The sequence below is a fragment of the uncultured Microbacterium sp. genome, from assembly GCF_947488465.1.
Taxonomy (GTDB): Bacteria; Actinomycetota; Actinomycetes; order Actinomycetales; family Microbacteriaceae; genus Microbacterium.
In genome coordinates this window covers 105,144-123,023 of record NZ_CANKZA010000002.1, presented here as the reverse complement: position 1 = coordinate 123,023, position 17,880 = coordinate 105,144, and the positions used below count along the sequence as shown (strand labels likewise).

At 69.1% G+C, this 17,880-nt stretch carries 16 protein-coding genes; 10 read left to right on the top strand and 6 right to left on the bottom strand.

The annotated features are described in order from the left end of the window. The first annotated feature begins 22 nt into the window (after nucleotides 1–22). Entirely contained in the window at nucleotides 23–976 is a 954-nt protein-coding gene (locus Q0653_RS05545) for an SDR family NAD(P)-dependent oxidoreductase (protein WP_298943320.1), read from the top strand. 5 nt (nucleotides 977–981) lie between these two features. Here Q0653_RS05545 and Q0653_RS05540 read toward each other — a convergent pair whose 3' ends face one another. After that, the gene (locus tag Q0653_RS05540; protein WP_298943318.1) at nucleotides 982–1,620 is read right to left on the bottom strand and encodes a metal-dependent transcriptional regulator; all 639 of its coding nucleotides are present in this window, start codon (nucleotides 1,618–1,620) and stop codon (nucleotides 982–984) included. An 8-nt stretch (nucleotides 1,621–1,628) separates the two neighbouring features. Continuing rightward, the gene (locus Q0653_RS05535) at nucleotides 1,629–2,921 is read right to left on the bottom strand and encodes an Nramp family divalent metal transporter (protein WP_298943316.1); all 1,293 of its coding nucleotides are present in this window, start codon (nucleotides 2,919–2,921) and stop codon (nucleotides 1,629–1,631) included. A 235-nt stretch (nucleotides 2,922–3,156) separates the two neighbouring features. On the opposite strand from Q0653_RS05535, the gene Q0653_RS05530 reads away from it, so the two are divergent. Beyond that, nucleotides 3,157–3,831 (top strand): RNA methyltransferase, encoded by a 675-nt coding sequence (locus Q0653_RS05530; RefSeq protein ID WP_298943315.1) that lies wholly within the window; start codon nucleotides 3,157–3,159, stop codon nucleotides 3,829–3,831. A 132-nt stretch (nucleotides 3,832–3,963) separates the two neighbouring features. Here Q0653_RS05530 and Q0653_RS05525 read toward each other — a convergent pair whose 3' ends face one another. Further along, the gene (locus tag Q0653_RS05525; protein WP_298943314.1) at nucleotides 3,964–5,283 is read right to left on the bottom strand and encodes an MATE family efflux transporter; all 1,320 of its coding nucleotides are present in this window, start codon (nucleotides 5,281–5,283) and stop codon (nucleotides 3,964–3,966) included. A gap of 55 nt (nucleotides 5,284–5,338) precedes the next feature. On the opposite strand from Q0653_RS05525, the gene Q0653_RS05520 reads away from it, so the two are divergent. Genes Q0653_RS05520 through Q0653_RS05510 form a run of 3 tightly spaced genes read left to right on the top strand, consistent with a single transcriptional unit; the run spans nucleotide 5,339 to nucleotide 10,119 of the window. Further along, nucleotides 5,339–7,144, top strand: coding sequence for a lipase family protein (locus Q0653_RS05520; RefSeq protein ID WP_298943313.1), 1,806 nt, complete (start codon nucleotides 5,339–5,341; stop codon nucleotides 7,142–7,144). Nucleotides 7,145–7,189: 45 nt separating this feature from the next. Then, on the top strand, nucleotides 7,190–9,163 hold the full coding sequence (locus tag Q0653_RS05515; RefSeq protein WP_298943311.1) for a M13-type metalloendopeptidase: 1,974 nt from the start codon (nucleotides 7,190–7,192) through the stop codon (nucleotides 9,161–9,163). Beyond that, nucleotides 9,127–10,119, top strand: coding sequence for a serine hydrolase (locus tag Q0653_RS05510; RefSeq protein WP_366521963.1), 993 nt, complete (start codon nucleotides 9,127–9,129; stop codon nucleotides 10,117–10,119). The genes Q0653_RS05515 and Q0653_RS05510 overlap by 37 nt, the downstream gene beginning before the upstream one ends. Nucleotides 10,120–10,221: 102 nt before the next feature. Here the strand turns inward: Q0653_RS05510 and purU are convergent, their stop codons facing one another. Continuing rightward, nucleotides 10,222–11,103, bottom strand: a complete 882-nt coding sequence (gene purU, locus Q0653_RS05505) for a formyltetrahydrofolate deformylase (protein ID WP_298740685.1) — start codon at nucleotides 11,101–11,103, stop codon at nucleotides 10,222–10,224. A 78-nt stretch (nucleotides 11,104–11,181) separates the two neighbouring features. Next, nucleotides 11,182–11,352: a CsbD family protein gene (locus Q0653_RS05500; protein WP_298943308.1), complete on the bottom strand. Its 171-nt coding sequence runs from the start codon at nucleotides 11,350–11,352 to the stop codon at nucleotides 11,182–11,184. A 382-nt stretch (nucleotides 11,353–11,734) separates the two neighbouring features. On the opposite strand from Q0653_RS05500, the gene Q0653_RS05495 reads away from it, so the two are divergent. From Q0653_RS05495 to menC, 3 genes are all read left to right on the top strand, one after another. Beyond that, nucleotides 11,735–12,448 carry a GNAT family N-acetyltransferase gene (locus Q0653_RS05495; RefSeq protein ID WP_298740680.1) on the top strand — a complete coding sequence of 238 codons (714 nt, stop codon included), beginning with the start codon at nucleotides 11,735–11,737 and terminating at the stop codon, nucleotides 12,446–12,448. Nucleotides 12,449–12,525: 77 nt separating this feature from the next. Beyond that, nucleotides 12,526–13,215: a cyclase family protein gene (locus Q0653_RS05490; RefSeq protein WP_298740678.1), complete on the top strand. Its 690-nt coding sequence runs from the start codon at nucleotides 12,526–12,528 to the stop codon at nucleotides 13,213–13,215. 78 nt (nucleotides 13,216–13,293) lie between these two features. Then, nucleotides 13,294–14,427, top strand: a complete 1,134-nt coding sequence (menC, locus tag Q0653_RS05485; RefSeq protein WP_298943307.1) for an o-succinylbenzoate synthase — start codon at nucleotides 13,294–13,296, stop codon at nucleotides 14,425–14,427. A 31-nt stretch (nucleotides 14,428–14,458) separates the two neighbouring features. Here the strand turns inward: menC and Q0653_RS05480 are convergent, their stop codons facing one another. Beyond that, nucleotides 14,459–15,910: a flotillin family protein gene (locus Q0653_RS05480; RefSeq protein ID WP_298943305.1), complete on the bottom strand. Its 1,452-nt coding sequence runs from the start codon at nucleotides 15,908–15,910 to the stop codon at nucleotides 14,459–14,461. A gap of 112 nt (nucleotides 15,911–16,022) precedes the next feature. Here Q0653_RS05480 and Q0653_RS05475 point away from each other — a divergent pair, with 112 nt between their 5' ends. Beyond that, on the top strand, nucleotides 16,023–16,394 hold the full coding sequence (locus tag Q0653_RS05475) for a DUF4870 domain-containing protein (RefSeq protein WP_298943303.1): 372 nt from the start codon (nucleotides 16,023–16,025) through the stop codon (nucleotides 16,392–16,394). A gap of 82 nt (nucleotides 16,395–16,476) precedes the next feature. Then, nucleotides 16,477–17,865, top strand: a complete 1,389-nt coding sequence (locus Q0653_RS05470; protein ID WP_298943301.1) for a glycine--tRNA ligase — start codon at nucleotides 16,477–16,479, stop codon at nucleotides 17,863–17,865. Nucleotides 17,866–17,880: the final 15 nt, after the last annotated feature.

The following is a 17,880-nucleotide window of genomic DNA, read 5'->3' as shown; positions in this document are numbered from 1 at the left end:
GTGTGCGCCGTAGTCTCGAGCCGTGACACGTGAGAAATGGGACCCCCGGCAGCTGCCCGACCTCAGCGGTCGGCGTTACCTGGTCACCGGTTCCACGGCGGGTCTTGGATTCTTCTCGTCACTGCAGCTGGCCGGCGCCGGTGCGCATGTCGTGATGACGGGCCGGAACCCCCACCGGCTTTCGACGGCGCGTGCAACGGTGCTGCGACAGCATCCGTCGGCGTCTCTGGAAACCCTCATCCTCGACACCAGCAACCTCGGCTCGGTCCGCTCGGCCGCCGCGACCGCGCGCGGTCGCACCGGCCTCGACGGACTGCTCCTCAACGCCGGCATGGTTCACCCGCCGGCGGAGCGCGAAACCACGGCGGACGGGCACGAGATCGTCTTCGCCACGAATGTGCTCGGCCACTTCGCGCTCGCGGGGGAGCTGCTCACCTCCCTCGCGATGGAGCGCGGGAGGATGGTCTGGCTCGGCTCGATGTCGACATCGATGTGGAAGTACGACCCGGTCGACCCGGAGCTCGAGAACGGGTACACCCCGTGGCGCGCGTATGTGCAGTCCAAGGTCGGGGCGACCGCGCTCGGGCTCGAGGCCGACCGGCGACTGCGGGACGAAGGTGTCCCCGTGGACAGCCTGGTCGCGCACCCGGGGTACTCGACGAGCGGGCGCACGCGCGGCATCCTCGGGATCAACGAACCGTCTCGCAGCACTCGGTTCTTCGACAATCTGCAGGCGCCGATCACTCAGTCCAAGGAGCACGGCGCCTGGTCGCTCGTGCGGGCTCTGGTTGATCCGAATGCGCGTGGCGGATCGTTCTGGGGTCCGTCGCGGGTGGCCACCGGGCTTCCCCGCGAAGGGACGCCGGCAGCCATCACGCGCGACACCGAGATCGCCGCGCGGCTGTGGAACTATTGCGCGCACGCGACGCGCACGCCATGGCCGTACGAGAAGGCCGCGAAGGCCCGCCGCCGCTGATCTGCTCAGGCGGTGAGCCAGACCGCCTCGGCGGCATCCGCGGGAAGCTCGACCGAGGCCCCGCCGTCGATGCGCACCGCGGCGCGCCCGGTGACCGCCACGGCGTGGCCCACGTCGAGGCCCGTTGCCTGGAGCGCCCGCAGGAGCGCGGGATCGCGGTCGCTGACGCGCAGCACCCGGCCGGTATGGCCGACGCGCGCCGCGCCGAGCAGCACGAACGGCTCGCGGACGACATCGCCGTGCGCGTCGGGGATCGCATCGCCGTGCGGATCGAACCGCGGGTGACCGAGCCGGCCATCGATGCCGCCCAGCAGTCGATCACTGATCGTGTGCTCGAGCACCTCGGCTTCGTCGTGGACTTCGTCCCACGCATACCCGAACTCGCGCACGAGCCACGTCTCGATGAGGCGATGCCGGCGGATGATCGCCGCGGCGCGCAGGCGCCCGGCATCCGTCAACGAAATCGGCCCATACGGGCGGTGGGAGACGAGGTCCTGCGCCGCGAGCTTCTGCACCATCTCGGTCACGGTCGAGGGGGCGAGGCCGAGTTCGGCGGCCAACTGCGACGGCGTGATCGGGGCGGTCTGCCACTCGGTGTGGTGGTAGATCGTCTTCAGATAGTCGTCGACCGCGGCGGAGGGCACGCTTCAGGCTATCCGCCTGTGAACACGAGCCACAGAAGCAGGGCGTTGAGTGACACGAGAAACACGGATGCTGCCCCTCCCGCCGCGGTCGTCCACCAGCGGTTGCGGTAGCCGCCGAGCACCTCACGCTTCGCCGTGAGGACGACCAGCGGAATGAGCGCGAACGGGATACCGAAGCTCAGGACGACCTGGCTGAGGATGAGGGCCTGCGTCGGATCGGCGCCGACGGCGAGGAGGGCGAGGGCGGGGAGGAGAGTGACAAGGCGTCGGGCGAGGAGGGGGATGCGCACCCGCAGGAGACCGTTCATGATCTCCGCGCCGGCGTAGGCGCCGACGGCGCTGCTCGCGAGCCCACTGGACAGCAGGCCCACCGCGAACAGGGTCGCGACCACACCACCGAGGCCGGTGTGGAGTGCGGTGTAGGCGCCCTCGAGGCTGTCGGTGCCGGGCACGCCGACCAGGTTCGCCGCGGCCAGCAGCAGGATGCAGAGGTTCACCGTGCCGGCGATGACGAGTGCGATTGTGACGTCCCACCGGGTGGCGCGGAGGAGCCGCGGGGTGCTGTGTCCGCGGTCGTCGACGCGCGCGGTGATGGCGGTGAAGCGGTCGCGGGCGAGGGCGGAATGCGCGTAGATCGCGTGCGGCATGATTGTCGCGCCGAGGATCGAAGCCGCGAGGAGCACCGACTCGGCGCCATCGAAGCGAGGCAGGAGCCCGCCGGCGATGGCTCCGGCATCGGGAGGTGCGAGAAAGACGCCGTAAGTGAATCCGACCGCGATGATCACCACGAGACCCATCACCACGAACTCGAACGGGCGCGCGCCGCGGCGCGACTGGATCGCCAGAAGCGCGATCGAGACGGCTCCGGTGATCAGCCCGCCCCACAGGAGCGGGACGCCGAAAAGCAGCCAGAGCGCGACGGCGCCGCCGATGATCTCGGCGACGTCGGTGGCCATCGCGACGAGTTCGGCCTGGACCCAATAGGCGCGCCGGCCCCAGCGGCTGCGGATGCGCTCGCCGAGGACGTCGGCGAGACTCCGGCCGGTCACGATGCCGAGCTTCGCGGAGAGGTACTGGATGAGACATGCCATGGTGTTGCCGAGCACGACGACCCACACCAGGAGATAGCCGAAGCGGGCGCCGGCGGTCATGTTGCTCGCGACGTTGCCGGGATCGAGGTAGGCGACACCGGCGACGAGCGCAGGGCCGAGCAACCACGCGGCGCGCCCCGTTCCGCGGCGGCGCTCGCCGCGAGCTGCGGGCGACGCGACGGCGAGGCCGGTATCCGGGTATTTCGGCATACCGAAAACTCTAGCCGGTCTTTTCGGCCTACCGAAAAATTGATTCCGTCGCGCCGCCGCATCGCGCGCCCCGTGTCGGGTCTCCTCACGTGCGCCTGTTCCGCCGTACCGCGCGTCCCGTATTCAGTCTGCGTGGATGGGAGGTACACGCCCACCCGCGGATTCCCGGGCCTCCGCTGGCCGCCGCGCGCGGCGCAGACTGAATACGGGGCGACGGCCGCACTAGCCTGGACCAATGCGTCAGCCCGTAAGCCCGGATGAGAGCCCGGAGCCGGAGCCGGAGCCGGAGCCTACGCCGGAGCAGGAGCTCACCGTCGGGGTGGGGCCATGGCCGGGTGGGCCGGAGGCCTGGCCGGAAGACCCGCGCTTCGATCCTGAGCTTCTCGCGCAGGGCGATCGCCGCAATGTCGTCGACCAGTACCGCTACTGGACCATGGCAGCGATCGTGGCCGACCTCGACGAGCGTCGGCATCCGTTCCACGTCGCGATCGAGAACTGGCAACACGACATGAACATCGGCTCGATCGTCCGCAGTGCCAACGCCTTCGGTGCAGCGGAGGTGCATATCATCGGCAAACGCCGGTGGAACCGTCGGGGTGCGATGGTCACCGACCGTTACCAGCACGTCCGCCATCACGGGGATGTCGCCGCGTTCCAGCGGTGGGCCGGGGCGGAGGGCATCCCGATCCTGGCGATCGACAATGTCGACGGCTCGGTGCCGGTCGACCGCGCCGACCTCCCCGAGCGATGCGTACTGCTGTTCGGGCAGGAGGGGCCGGGTCTCTCACCCGAGGCCCTCGCGGCGGCGAGCAGCGTGATCGAGATCACCCAGTACGGCTCGACGCGTTCGATCAATGCGAGCGCGGCCGCCGCCGTGGTCATGTACGACTGGTGTCGCCGCTACGCCTGAGTCGCGACTCGCTCCCGCTCCCCGTGAGACGGCACATCGACGGTGAGACGGGGTGCGCCGCGTGGCGTCTCACCACGGATGTGCCGTCTCGGGGCTCCGGCGCGGGGCGCGGCGACGCGGCGGGGGAGAAGGTCACGCGCCGGCGGTGAGCCAGTGCGCACCGCGCACGCGCCAGGCGAGTGTGCCCAGGCGGGCGAGCATGTACACGCCGAAGAAGCACACCGCGAGCCAGGTGAGTCCGGCTGCGCCGGTCGGTTGCACGAGCCATACCGCGAGCAGCGCCGGCACGTAGGGCACGAGGTTGAGGCCGCCAGCGATCGCCAGGTAGCGGGTGTCGCCCGCGCCGATGAGCACGCCGTCGAGGACGAACACGATTCCGCACACCGGCTGAGCGACCGCGAGCACCAGAAGCGCCGGCTGGATGACCGCGGCGACCACGGGGTCGCCGGTGAACACGATCCCGATCACGCCCGACAGCGCCGCGATCAGACCGCCGACGGCGACCCCGAACCACGCTCCCCAGGCAAGGGTGCGGCCGAGCACTCGGCGCACGAACGGCTCGTCTCCCGCCCCGAGCCCCTTGCCGATCAGGGCCTGCGCGGCGATCGCGAGGGCATCCAGCGCGAACGCCGCGGCCCCGAAGATCGTGAAGGCGATCTGCCAGCCGGCGAGCTCCTCGGTGCCGAGCGCCGTCGCGACGCCGACCGTCGCGAGCAGCGCGACGCGCAGCGACACGGTCCGTAGGAAGAGCCACCCGCCCGAGCGTGCCGAGCCCCGCACGCCGTCACGCCGCGGGCGAAGGGATGCCGCATGCCGCCGCGCGAGGCGGCCCACGACGAACGCGTACGCGCCCACCATCGCCCATTGCGCGACGACGGTCCCGGCGGCGGAGCCGGCGATCCCCCATCCGAACCCGTAGATGAACATCCCGTTCAACAGGGCATTCAGGGTGAAACCGATCCCGGCGATCCAGAGCGGCGTGACGGTGTCCTGCATGCCGCGGAGGAGACCGGTGGCGGCGAACACCACGAGCATGGCCGGGAGTCCCCACATCGACAGCCCGAGGTAGATCTCGGCTTGCTCGGCGACCTCGGCCGGAGCCCCGAACAGGGCCACGAGCCACGGGGTCGTCAGTGACCCGGCGATCGCGAGGATCGCGCCGAGCCCGAGCGCCAGCCAGAGACCGTCGACCCCGGCGCCGACAGCGCGGGTGTGATCACCGGCACCGAACCTGCGGGCCACGGCGGGCGTGGTGGAGTAGGCGAGGAAGACCATCAACCCGACGATGGTCTGCAGCACCGCCGACGCAATGCCGAGGCCGGCAAGGGGCACGATCCCGAGGTGCCCGACGAGGGCCGCGTCGACGATGAGGAACAGCGGTTCTGCGACGAGTGCGCCGAGGGCCGGCACAGCCAACCGCAGAATGTCGCGGTTGAGGGTCGGTGTGGCCATATCCCCGAGCCTAAAGGCGCACCGGAGCGTCCCCGGCGGAACGTAGCCTGGAGGAGTGGCGGATACCGGGATCCTCAGCAGACTCCCGTTGGGGAGGCTGCTGGCGCGCATGCCCGCGTGGGTGCGGATCGTGCTCTCGCTCGCATCGATCGTGCTCGGCGCGGTGATCGTCCTCCGCCCGACGACCGCACTCGACATCCTCGCTCTCCTCCTCGGCGGGGGCATGATCCTCACCGGAGTCCTCGAAGCGACCGGCCGGGTGGAGGAGGGGGAGCGCCGCTGGCGGGGGGCGCTCTCCGTCGGCTGGATCGTGCTCGGCGTGTTCGTGCTCACCTGGCCGGGCCTCACGGTCCGCGCCGTCGCGGTGATCGCCGGCATCCTGCTGCTCCTGAACGGGGCGGCCGGCCTCGGTTCGGCCTTCCTGAAGGGTCGCGGCTGGGACGACCGCATCGCGGATGCCGCCTTCGGCGCGACGGGGATCATCTTCGGCGTCCTGGCGCTCGTCTGGCCGGACATCACACTCTTGGTGGTCGCGGTCGTCTTCGGCGCGTCGCTGATCATGCGGGGAATCGCCGATCTGTGGTCGTCGCTGCGCCGGCGGCGAGAGGAACACCGTCCGCCGTCGCAGGTCACCCCGAAAAAGCGGTGGGCCCGGACGGCCGTCGCGCTACTCTCGGTCGTCGTCGCGGTCGTCGCGGTCATCGGCACAGCGCCGCTGCGCGAAGGATCGACCGTCGTCGACGAGTTCTATGCCGCACCGCGCACGATCCCCGACCAACCCGGCAAGCTCGTGCGCGCCGAGCCCTTCACCCGCGAAGTGCCCAAGGATGCCGTCGGCTGGCGCATCCTCTACACGACCACGGGTCAGGACGGCGAGATCCGCGTCGCGAGCGGGCTGGTCGTCGTTCCCGCCGGGGGCGAGCCCGGGGAGCGCTGGCCGGTGATCGACTGGAACCACGGGACGACCGGCTTCGCCCAGCACTGCGCGCCTTCGTTGCAGGAACGGCCCTTCTGGGCGGGCGGCATGTACGTGATCAAGAAGGTCATCGCCGAGGGCTGGGCGATCGTGGCGACCGACTACATCGGTCTGGGCACGGAGGGGCCGCACACGTACCTGTTCGGCGAGTCGAGTGCGGTCGCCTCGTTGGATGCCGTGCGCGCTGCGCGCGAAATCTCCGAGGCGAACCTCAGCGCGAGCACGGTCGTGTGGGGGCATTCGCAGGGCGGCGGCGCGGCACTGTGGACCGGCGCGCTGGCGCGCGAATACGCCCCGGACGTCTGGGTGCGCGGTGTCGCCGCCTTCGCGCCGGCCGCCGATCCCCCCGCGCTCGTCGACAACGTCTCCAACGTCACGGGCGGGCTCATCTTCGCCTCGTACGCCTTCGCCGCGTTCGATCAGGTCTATCCCGACATCACATATGCGCGGTACATCAGGCCGGGCGTGCAGCCCGTGCTCCGCGCGATGGCGGAGCGGTGCCTCACGGATCCCGCGATCGCGCTGTCGGTCGTCGCCGTCGTCGGGACGACGATCGATCCCGAGCTCTTCTCGACCGACCCGTCCTACGGACCTTTGGGTACGCATCTGCGCGAGAACATCGCGCCCTCCTGGATCGGACCACCGCTGTTCCTCGGGCAGGGGGGCAGCGATTCGATCGTGCCGCAGGCCACGCAGGATGCCTATGTCGAGGACGTGTGCGCGCGCGGGCAACGCGTCGACTACCGCCGCTATGCGCTTTACGAGCACGCCGAAGTGATGGAGACCTACTCGCCGATGGTGGCCGACGCGATCGCGTGGACACACGCGCGGTTCGCCGGCGAGCCCGCGAACGCGCAGTGCGCGACCACCGACGTGCCGCGCTGAGCTCACCCGGCATCCACCGCGGTCACGGCGCGTATCCTGGACGGCATGACCGAGACCACCCCCCGCTCGGGTATCGAGCTGTCCGAGCTGAGCGACACCATCCGCCCGCAGGACGATCTGTTCCGTCACGTCAACGGCGCGTGGATCGACCGCACCGAGATCCCCGAGGACAAAGCCCGCTGGGGCTCTTTCCACCTCATCGCCGAGCAGGCGGAAAAGGATGTCCGCGTCATCATCGAGGAGTCGACCGAGGCTGAGCCCGGCACCGAGACCCGCAAGATCGGTGACCTGTTCGCGAGCTTCATGGACACCGAGCGCATCGACGCGTTGGGTGCCGCCCCGATCCTTCCGCAGCTGGAACGTGTCGAGGCGATCAGCTCGTTGCCCGAGTTCCTCCGCGTCGCGGGTGAGCTCGAACGCGAGGGCGTCGGCGGCATCGTCGGAACCTACATTGAGCCTGACCCGGGCAACCCGCAGCGCTATGTCGTCTTCTTCGTCCAGAGCGGCCTGTCGCTGCCGGATGAGAGCTACTACCGCCTCGAGAACTTCGAACGCACCCGCACGGCCTTCCGCGAGTACGTCACGACGATGCTGAGCCTCGCCGGTGTCGCGGATGCCGCGGCGCAGGCCGATCGTGTGCTCGCACTCGAGACGGAGCTCGCCGGCCACCACTGGGACAACGTCCGCAGTCGCGACGCCGTCGCGACCTACAACCTGATGGCCTGGGATGACGTGCAGGAGCGGGTGGGTGTCGACCTGGAGGGCTGGCTCGACGCCGTCGCCGGGGAGCACCGCGACGGATTCACCGAGATCAACGTGAACCAGCCGAGCTATCTCGACGGCCTCGGCGCTCTCCTCACCGAGGAGCGGCTCGAGGACTGGAAGGCGTGGCTGCGGCTGCACGTCGTGCGCGCCTCGGCTGCGTTCCTGTCCGACGACTTCGTGAGCACGAACTTCGCCTTCTACGGCACCGAGCTCACCGGGGTTCCGGTCAACCGCGAGCGTTGGAAGCGCGGCGTGAGCTTCGTCGAGGCGGCCCTCGGTGAAGCGGTCGGGAAGGTCTACGTCGAGCGGCACTTCCCGCCTCGCGCGAAAGAAGAAATGGACGAGCTCGTCGCCCACCTGATCGAGGCGTATCGGCAGTCGATCTCGGAGCTCGAGTGGATGACCCCCGCCACGCGCGAGCGCGCGCTCGAGAAGCTCGCGGCCTTCACGCCCAAGGTCGGCTTCCCGGTGAAATGGAAGGACTACAGCGCGCTCGAGGTCGACGCGGACGACCTGATCGGCAACGTCCGCCGCACGAACGCGTGGGAGCACGACCGGCAGCTTGCCAAGCTCGGCTCGCCCATCGACCGCGATGAGTGGTACATGACACCCCAGACCGTCAACGCGTACTACAACCCGCTGATGAACGAGATCGTCTTCCCGGCCGCGATCCTGCAGCATCCGTTCTTCGACATGGATCGGGATGCTGCGGCCAACTACGGCGGCATCGGCGCCGTGATCGGCCATGAGATCGGCCACGGCTTCGACGACCAGGGCAGTGCCTTCGACGGCACGGGAGCACTCAACGACTGGTGGACCGACGAGGACCGCTCGGCCTTCGAGGAGCGCACCAGCGCCCTGATCGCGCAGTACAACGATCTCGTCCCGCAGGGGCTCGCCGCCGAGCACACCGTCAACGGTGCCCTCACGATCGGCGAGAACATCGGCGACCTCGGCGGGCTCGGCATCGCGCTGAAGGCCTATCGGTTGCACCTGGGCGAGGATGCCGGCGACGGACCGGTGATCGACGGGTTCACCGGCATCCAGCGTCTGCTGCTCAGCTGGGCGCAGATCTGGCAGCAGAAGGGGCGGGATGCCGAGACCATCCGCCTGCTGACGATCGACCCGCACTCGCCGAACGAGTTCCGGTGCAACCAGATCGTCCGCAACGTCGACGAGTTCTACCGGGCGTTCGAGGTTGCCGAGGGTGACGAGCTGTGGCTCGAGCCCGACGCACGCGTCACGATCTGGTGACCGAGCGGCCGAGTTCGCGCGCCGCGGCCCGGGCAGCCGGGTCCGGCGGCGCGGGTGCGGAGCGCGAGCTGCGCTCCCGTCGGGGCGGGGACTCTCGCGCGGTTGCCGGCGCGCGGCGCGCTCTCCGGCAACCGTCGCTGCTCGGCACGCTGAAGGCCCTCGACGCGCTCTCGACCGCCGGCGCCCAGGTGTCGGTGCGGGTCTCCGACCTCGACAGCGGTGACGGCATCCTCATCGGCGATGATCACCTGACCCTCCCGGTGGCGGGCCTGGGCATCGTGCCACTGCTGGTCGACGTCGCGGCGCAGATCGAGGCGCGAACGCTCGACCCGCTGGAGATCCTGGAGCGCCGGTCGGTCGACCCGGTCGGGGTCGCGGGGCTCTGGCAGCACCTCAAGGCGCCCGCGCTCCCGGTGTGCGACCTCGCGGTGCTCGCGGCGGCCGCCTCGGACGCGTCGGCGGCGAACGCCCTGCTCGCTCGGGTGGGGTTGGATGCCGTCCGCGCGCGCATCGAGTCGATCGGCCTGACGAAGACCGCCCTGCTCGACCGCTTCCGTGATGTGCGCGGACCCGATGACGCCCCGCAGGTCGCGCTGTCCTCTGCCGGTGAACTGGCGGCCCTGTTCGCCGGGATCGTCAACGCACAGGTCGTCTCTCCGGCCGTCAGCGCCCAGGTCGGGGAGTGGCTGAACCTCACCCAGGACCTTGCGCTCGTGGGGTCGGCGACGGCGATGGACCCGTTCGCCCACGAGGATGATCGTCACGGCCTGCTGTTCGTGAACAAGACCGGGCGCGCCGACGGCATCCGTGCCGAAGCCGGAGTGATCGCCGGCCCGCGCGGAGGCCTTTCTTATGCGCTGATCGTCTGCTTCGACGATCTGTCGATTGCGCACCGCCTGCGGGCGAACGAAGCATTCCACACGCTGGGCCTCGACCTCATGGAATACGTGTTCTGACCCGCGTCCCACTCTGGGCACCGTGTGTCCCACTTGCGACACAGCATGTCCCACTTCTGGTTGCTTCTGGTGCTCAGAAACGACCAGAAGTGGGACATGGGGTCAAAACACGATCGTGTGGTTGCCGTCGCGCAGCACGCGGTCTTGCGCGTGCCACAGGACCGCACGCGAGAGCACCTGACGCTCAACGTCAGCGCCGCGCCGCGCAAGCTCGGTCGCCGACTCGGCGTGCGTGACGCGGACGGTGTCCTGCTCGATGATCGGCCCCTCGTCGAGGTCGTCGGTCACGTAGTGCGATGTCGCCCCGATGAGCTTGACGCCGCGCTCCTTGGCTTTCTTGTACGGCTCGGCGCCGATGAAGGCGGGCAGGAAGGAGTGGTGGATGTTGATGACCGGCACGCCCAGCTGCGACAGGAAGTCGCCGGACAGAATCTGCATGTACCGGGCCAGGACGACGAAGTCGACGTTGCCGACGAGCAGCTTCAAAATCTCGGCTTCGGATGCCGCCTTGTCAGGCCCGGTCACCGACGGCACGTGGAAGAACGGTACGCCGAAACTGCGGACATCCTCCGCAGTCGTCGTGTGGTTGGAGACGACCATCGGGATCGTGACGGGCAGGTCGCCGCGGCGGTGACGCCACAACAGGTCGAGCAGGCAGTGGTCCTGCTTGCTCGCGAGGATCGCCATGCGCTTCGGTACCGACTGGTCGGTGAGCTCCCACGAAAGGTCGAAGTCGGCGATGGTGCGAGCGACCTCCTGCTCGATCTGCGGTCGATCGGCGGCGAAATTCGGGCGGTGGAACACGACCCGCTGGAAATACGCGCCTCCGCGCGCATCGTCGGAGTACTGATCGAACGCGACGATGTTGCCACCGATGCGCGTGATCATCGCCGAGACCGCCGCGACGATTCCGGGGGTGTCCTTGCCCTGCACGATCAGACAGGCGTGAGCGGGCAGGAGGTGCGGTGTGTGGACCGGAGGCATGCATCGATTCTGCCGTGTCGGAGCACGCACACAGCACGATGCCCCCGCCGAGTCGGGCGGGGGCATCGTGTCGGGGGCTTACTTGAACGCGTCCTTGACGTTCTCGCCGGCCTTCTTCATGTCGGCCTTGGCCTGGTCGGCCTGGCCTTCAGCTTCGAGGCGCTCGTTGCCGGAGACCTTGCCGGCTGCTTCCTTGGCCTTGCCGGCGAGGTCTTCAGCGGCGTTCTTGATCTTGTCGTCGAGTCCCATGGGTAACCCCTTTCGCTCCGGTCGGCGTGGACACCGACCATCTGTGTCTCACGTTACGACGCGATCGAAAGGATGCCGATGGGGTTGACGCGTGGGCCGATGTGACCTAGACGGTGCTCAGCGCACGCCCCGCATCAGAGCCAGCACCGGCCTGACCGCCAACAGCAACGCGATGCCCATGACGATGGCGACTCCACCGATGGTGGAGAAATAGGGCACCTGGTCGGCCGGGTCGTACAGCTTCGCCTCGCGAGAACGGCCACGATCGCGCTTTGGCTCGGCATTCGGGTCCTGCGGCGGCGCGCGTGGTCATCCCGTGTGTTCACTCATCGACGCTTTCGGCGCGACCGAGGGCCGGGGCCGTCGGGCGTAGGGTGGCGCCATGAGTGAGGAGACCGCGTCCGCCGACATTGAGATCCGCGCGCTGGAGTCGGTGGAGCAGATTTTCACCGCGAGCGAGGTGCTGAGCGAGGTGTGGGGTGGCGATCGCACCGGCATGCCGCCGAATCTGCTCCGCGCGCTCGCGCACTCGGGAAACTACGCCGTCGGCCTCTTCGACGGCGATCGGATGATCGGCGCCTCCGCGGCCTGGTTCGCGGCGCCCGCCGAGCGGTCGATGCACTCGCACATCACCGGCATCCTGCCCGGCTACCGCGGCCGCGGTCTCGGGCGCCTCCTGAAGAATCACCAGCGCGCCTGGGCGCTCGCCCGTGACGTCGGGCACATCACCTGGACTTTCGATCCGCTCGTTGCGCGCAACGCCCATTTCAATGTGCGGGTGCTCGGCGTGCGTATCACCGAGTACCTGATCGATCACTACGGCGCGATGGACGACGGCGTGAACCGGGGCGACGAATCCGACCGGCTGATGGCCTCCTGGGCGCTGGCGGCGCCGGCATCCGCTCCGCGGGAAGAGGACGTCGTCACGTCGGTCCCGGTGCCGCACGACATCGAGGGGCTGCGCCGGGCCGACCCGACCGAAGCGCTGGAGTGGCGCTACCGCGTGCGTGACGCATTCGGCGGGCTGCTCTCGGACGGGTTCGTGGTCACCGGGTTCGACGACGAGCGCGGATACCTCTTCTCCCGCCGGATCTGAGCCGAGGGGCGGGTGTTTTCTGCCAACCTCCCGCCCGCGTGCCGGAGCGGTGGGTGCGAAACCCTACGCTGGCGGCTATGCCGATCGTCGATCTCAGCCACCCCATCCGCGCCGGACTCGTCACGTATCCGGGGCTTCCCGCCCCGGTCATCACGTCGCACCTCACGCGTGAGGCGTCTCGCGCGAACTACGCGCCCGGAACCGAGTTCGCGATGGATATCATCACGATGATCGGCAACACCGGTACGTACCTCGACTCGCCGTTCCACCGGTACGCCGAAGGTCCCGACCTTGCCGGGCTCGATCTCGCGACCCTCGTGGGCCTGCGCGCCGAGGTCTTCCACCTGCAGGATGCGGGCGCTCGCGGCATCGATGGCGACACCTTCGCCGGTCGTGACCTCGGTGGTGCGGCCGTCCTGCTACACACCGGGTGGGATCGGTTCTTCGGCACCCCGGAGTACGGCGTCGGGGCGCCGTTTCTGAGCGAAGACGGCGCGCGGACGCTGATCGCCGCGGGTGTCGGGCTCGTCGGCATCGACTCGGTCAACATCGACGACACGGAGTCCGGGGGCGAGCGGCCCGCTCACACGCTGCTGCTGGATGCCGGCATCCACGTCGTCGAGCACCTCACCCGGCTGGGAGATCTTCCGGCGTCGGGGGCGCGCTTTACGGCGGCACCGCCCGCAATCGAGGGATTCGGGACGTTCCCGGTGCGGGCGTACGCCGAGCTGAGCACGGCGAGAGGGGATGCGCACACCGGAGGGTGAATGCGGGGGATTCATCCTCCCGGGCGCACATCTCCTCTCCTCGCGCCCGCGGGCTGGCTGCCGCACTAGCCTGGGCGCATGCCGATCGACCGAGCCGCCGCATCCGTCGCCCTCGAGGGTGTCGAGCTTCGCGTGTTGCACCTGCCGCTGGTAGCGCCGTTCACGACCTCGTTCGGGACGGAGACCGTGCGCGAGGTCATCGTCGTACGGGCGCTGACCTCGGATGGCGACGGGTGGGGCGAGATCGTCACGCAACAGGCGCCCCTGTACTCGAGCGAGTACACGCAGGGCGCATGGGATGTCGCCGCGCGCTTCCTGATTCCCGCGCTGTTGGATGCCGGTACCCTCGCGCCCGAGTCCGTCGCGGGGGTGCTGGCGCCCTTCGTCGGGCACCGGATGGTCAAGGCGGGCCTCGAACTCGCGATCCTCGACGCCGCGCTCCGGGCCGAGGGGCGCCCGCTCGGCGAATACTTGGGCGCCACGGTCGATCGTGTGCCGAGCGGGGTGAGTGTCGGCATCCAGGCTGATCCCGCCGCTCTCGTCGAGACCGTCGGCGGCTATCTCGATGAGGGCTACGTCCGCATCAAGATCAAGATCAAACCCGGACGCGACATTCTCGACACGGCCGCGGTGCGGGAGGCGTTCGGGGCGATCCCGCTGCAGGTCGACGCGAACTCCGCGTTCACGCTCGCGGATGCGGACGCCCTCGCCGAGCTCGACCGCTTCGATCTCCTGCTCATCGAGCAACCCCTGCAGGAAGACGATCTCGTCGACCACGCCGCCCTCGCCCGCCGGCTGCGCACCCCCGTCTGCCTCGACGAGTCCATCACGTCCCGCAAGGCCGCGGCTGACGCGCTGGCGCTGGGCGCGGCATCCATCATCAACATCAAAGCCGGGCGCATCGGCGGCTACCTGGAGGCCGTGGCGATTCATGATCTGTGCCGCGAGGCGGGAATCCCGGTGTGGTGCGGCGGGATGCTGGAGACCGGCATCGGCCGCGCGGCGAACGCGGCGCTCGCCGCCCTCCCCGGGTTCACGCTGCCGGGCGACGTGTCAGCATCCGGCCGCTTCTACGCGCGCGATATCGTGACAAGCCCCGCCGTGCTCGAGGACGGGCACGTCCGCGTGCCGACCGGCCCGGGGATCGGCGTCGAGATCGACCGTGCGGCGCTCGACGCGTTCACCGTCGAGCGGGTCGAGATCCGGCGGTAGATCCGCCGCGGCCCGCGCTCCGGATCGGGCGTCAGGCCCCGGGCTGAGCTCCGGCGGCGAAACGTTCGCCGATCGCGGTGGCTTCCGCCAGGCCCGCCTCCGGGTCGGCCGCGGCGGGAGTCTCCGCCCGGTCGGATGACTGGGCAAGCCCCTGCGCCATCCCGCGGCCGGTGGCCTGCCCCTGGATCACGGCGCGCAGGTCGATGCCGGTCGTCGCCTCCACGGCGTCGAAGGTGGCGCGCATGCCGGATGCGGACTCCGCCGCAATGTGCGACGACGCACCTTCACCGCCGAGCACGGTGATCGAGCCGACCTTGTCGAATCCGCGGGCAAACTCGGTCATCATGGGCACGAGGGTCTCGAGCGCACGCTGGGCGAGCAGAGCTTCCTGGTTCTTCGAGAGGGCCTCGGCCTCGGCGGAGATTGCTTCGGCGCGGGCCTGTCCGACGAGGCGGACGGCATCTGCTTCGGCCTGCGCGCGCAAGCGGGTCGCCTCGGCTTCTTGCGCGGCGATCTGGGCGCGAGCCTCGGCGGCCTTGACCTGCGCGTATGCGTCGGCGTCGGCACCGCGCTGACGCTGGTAGAGATCAGCATCGGCGACCTTGTTGATGTCGGCGTCGAGTTGCGCCTGCTTGTTCTCGGCTCCCTGCAACAGGACCGCCTGCTCGCGCTCTGCGCGGGCGAGGGCTTCGGCCTGGTCGGCTTCGGCGCGGGCACGCCCGACCTCGGCGGCAGCCGAGGCGGAGTTCTTGTCGAACGCGGTCTGCTCGATCAGGTTCGCTTCGTCGGTCGCGATCTGGCGGGCCTTGACCTCGCGGGCGGCATTGATGCGCGCGACCTCGGCCTCGCGGCGGACGCGCTCGACCTCGGTGGCGCCGAGGGCGTCGATGTACCCGTTCTTGTCGGTCACGCCCTGGATCTGGAACGAGTCGAGGATAAGGCCCTGCGAGAGCAGGTCGCTCTTGATGCCGTCGGCGATCTGATCCGACAGTTTCTGCCGGTCGTTCATGAGCTGCTCGACGGTCAGCGTCGCCACGACGCCGCGCAGCGCACCCTCGAGCTGCTCGGTCGTGAACTGTTCGATCGCGCTGTCCTGCGACAAGAAGCGCTCCGCGGCGCGACGCACCAGCTCGGGATCCGACCCGATCTTCACCAGCGCGACACCGCTGACGTTCACCGTGACACCCGTCGAGGATTGCGCCGTCGGCTCGATCTTGATCTGGCGCGCGCGGAGCGAGATCATCTCGGCGCGCTGCGTCAACGGGTTCACCAGGGCCCCGCCACCGGTGATCACCGAGATGCGCGACGAATCACCGGCTGCGTTCCGCTGGTTGCGACCCACGACGACGAGGGCCTGGTCGGCCTTGGCGACCTTGTACCAGGCACGCACCATGATCAGGATGAAGACCAGCAGGAGGATGGCGGCGACGGCGGCGATCCCGATGATCACGAGCGTGCCTCCGGCGGCGAAGAGGTTGTCCACGAGCACTCCACTTTCTGTGTTGCGACTATGTCCTTCGACCGTACCCGGTGGCACTCGCGGAAGTCGGGCTATCCCGATTCCCGGGGGGATGCCGCAGCTTTAGGCTCGGATCATGACCATGCCCCCGCCGCAGCCCCCGTATCCCGCCGCGCCGCAGCCCTTGAACCCGTCCGACGAGAAGATGTGGGCGACCCTCATCCACGTCGGCGGGATCTTCTTCGGATTCCTCCCCGCCCTCATCGGCTACATCGTGCTGAAGGATCGCGGGCCGTTCGTGCGCGCGCACACCGCGACGGCGCTGAACTTCCAACTCACCATGCTGATTGCCGAGCTGGTCGGCTACGCGCTGATGTTCGTGCTCGTGGGCTTCCTCGTCGTCCCGGCCGTCTACATCGTGCGGATCGTCTTCTCGATCATCGCGGCCATCCGCGCGAACAAGGGCGAGTGGTACACCTATCCGCTGAGCATCACGTTCCTCCGATGAGCCGTCGGTAGAATCGTGGATGCCGCCATTTTGCGGCATCCGCGATTTCTCGCACTCCGCACACGACCATTTGGAGCCACCTGTGGCCGAGCAGTCCCGCCTCGATAAAGTCATCGCCCTCGCCCGTCACCGCGGGTTCGTGTTTCAGGCCGGTGAGATCTACGGCGGCTCGCGCTCCGCATGGGACTACGGTCCCCTCGGGACGGAGCTGAAGGAGAACATCCGCCGGCAGTGGTGGCAGACTTTCGTCCGCGGTCGCGGTGACATGGTGGGCCTGGACTCGTCGGTGATCCTGCCGAAGCGCGTGTGGGAGGCATCCGGTCACGTGGCGACGTTCACCGACCCGCTGGTGGAATGCCTGCAGTGTCACAAGCGCTTCCGCGCCGACAACCTCATCGAGGACTTCGAGGCACGCAAGGGGCGTACGGCCGAGAACGGCCTGGCGGACGTGCCGTGCCCGAACTGTGGCACGAAGGGTCAGTACACCGAGCCGAAGGCGTTCTCCGGTCTCGTGAAGTCCTACCTCGGTGTCGTCGACGACGAGACCGGACTGCACTACCTCCGGCCCGAGACGGCGCAGGGCATTTTCGTGAACTTCTCGAACGTGCTGACGTCCTCGCGGAAGAAGCCGCCGTTCGGCATCGGGCAGGTGGGCAAGGCGTTCCGCAACGAGATCACGCCGGGAAACTTCATTTTCCGCACGCGCGAGTTCGAGCAGATGGAGATCGAGTTCTTCGTCCCGCCCGCTGAGGCGCAGGAGTGGTTCGAGCACTGGGTGACGGCGTGCTGGGACTGGTTCATCGATCTCGGGATCGACCCCGAGAACATGCGGCAGTTCGACGTTCCCGAAGAGGATCGCGCGCACTACTCCGCCGGCACGATCGACGTCGAGTACCGGTTCGGCTTCACGGGCAAGGAGTGGGGCGAGCTCATGGGTGTCGCCAACCGCACCGACTATGACCTCACGAGCCACACCGAGGCATCCGGTCAATCGCTCACCTACTTCGACCAGGCCACGGGTGAGAAATACACGCCGTTCGTCATCGAGCCGTCGTTCGGTCTCACCCGCTCGATGATGGCGTTCCTCGTCGACAGCTACCGCGAAGAAGAGGTGCCGAACGCCAAGGGTGGTACCGACACGCGCACGGTGCTCGGGCTTGACCCGCGCCTGGCGCCGGTCAAGGTCGCGGTGCTGCCACTCAGCCGCAACGAGCGCCTCTCGCCGCTCGCGCGCGAGGTCGCCGATACGCTGCGCGCCCAGGGCTGGAACGTCGACTTCGACGACGCCGGTGCGATCGGGCGCCGCTACCGCCGCCAGGACGAGATCGGCACGCCGCTGTGCGTCACGGTCGACTTCGACTCGCTCGACGACAACGCCGTGACGGTGCGCGACCGCGACACGATGGCTCAAGAGCGCGTGCCGCTCGAGGCCCTCGTCGCATATCTGACCGAGCGCCTCCACGGCGCCTGACCCCGGCATCCCCCT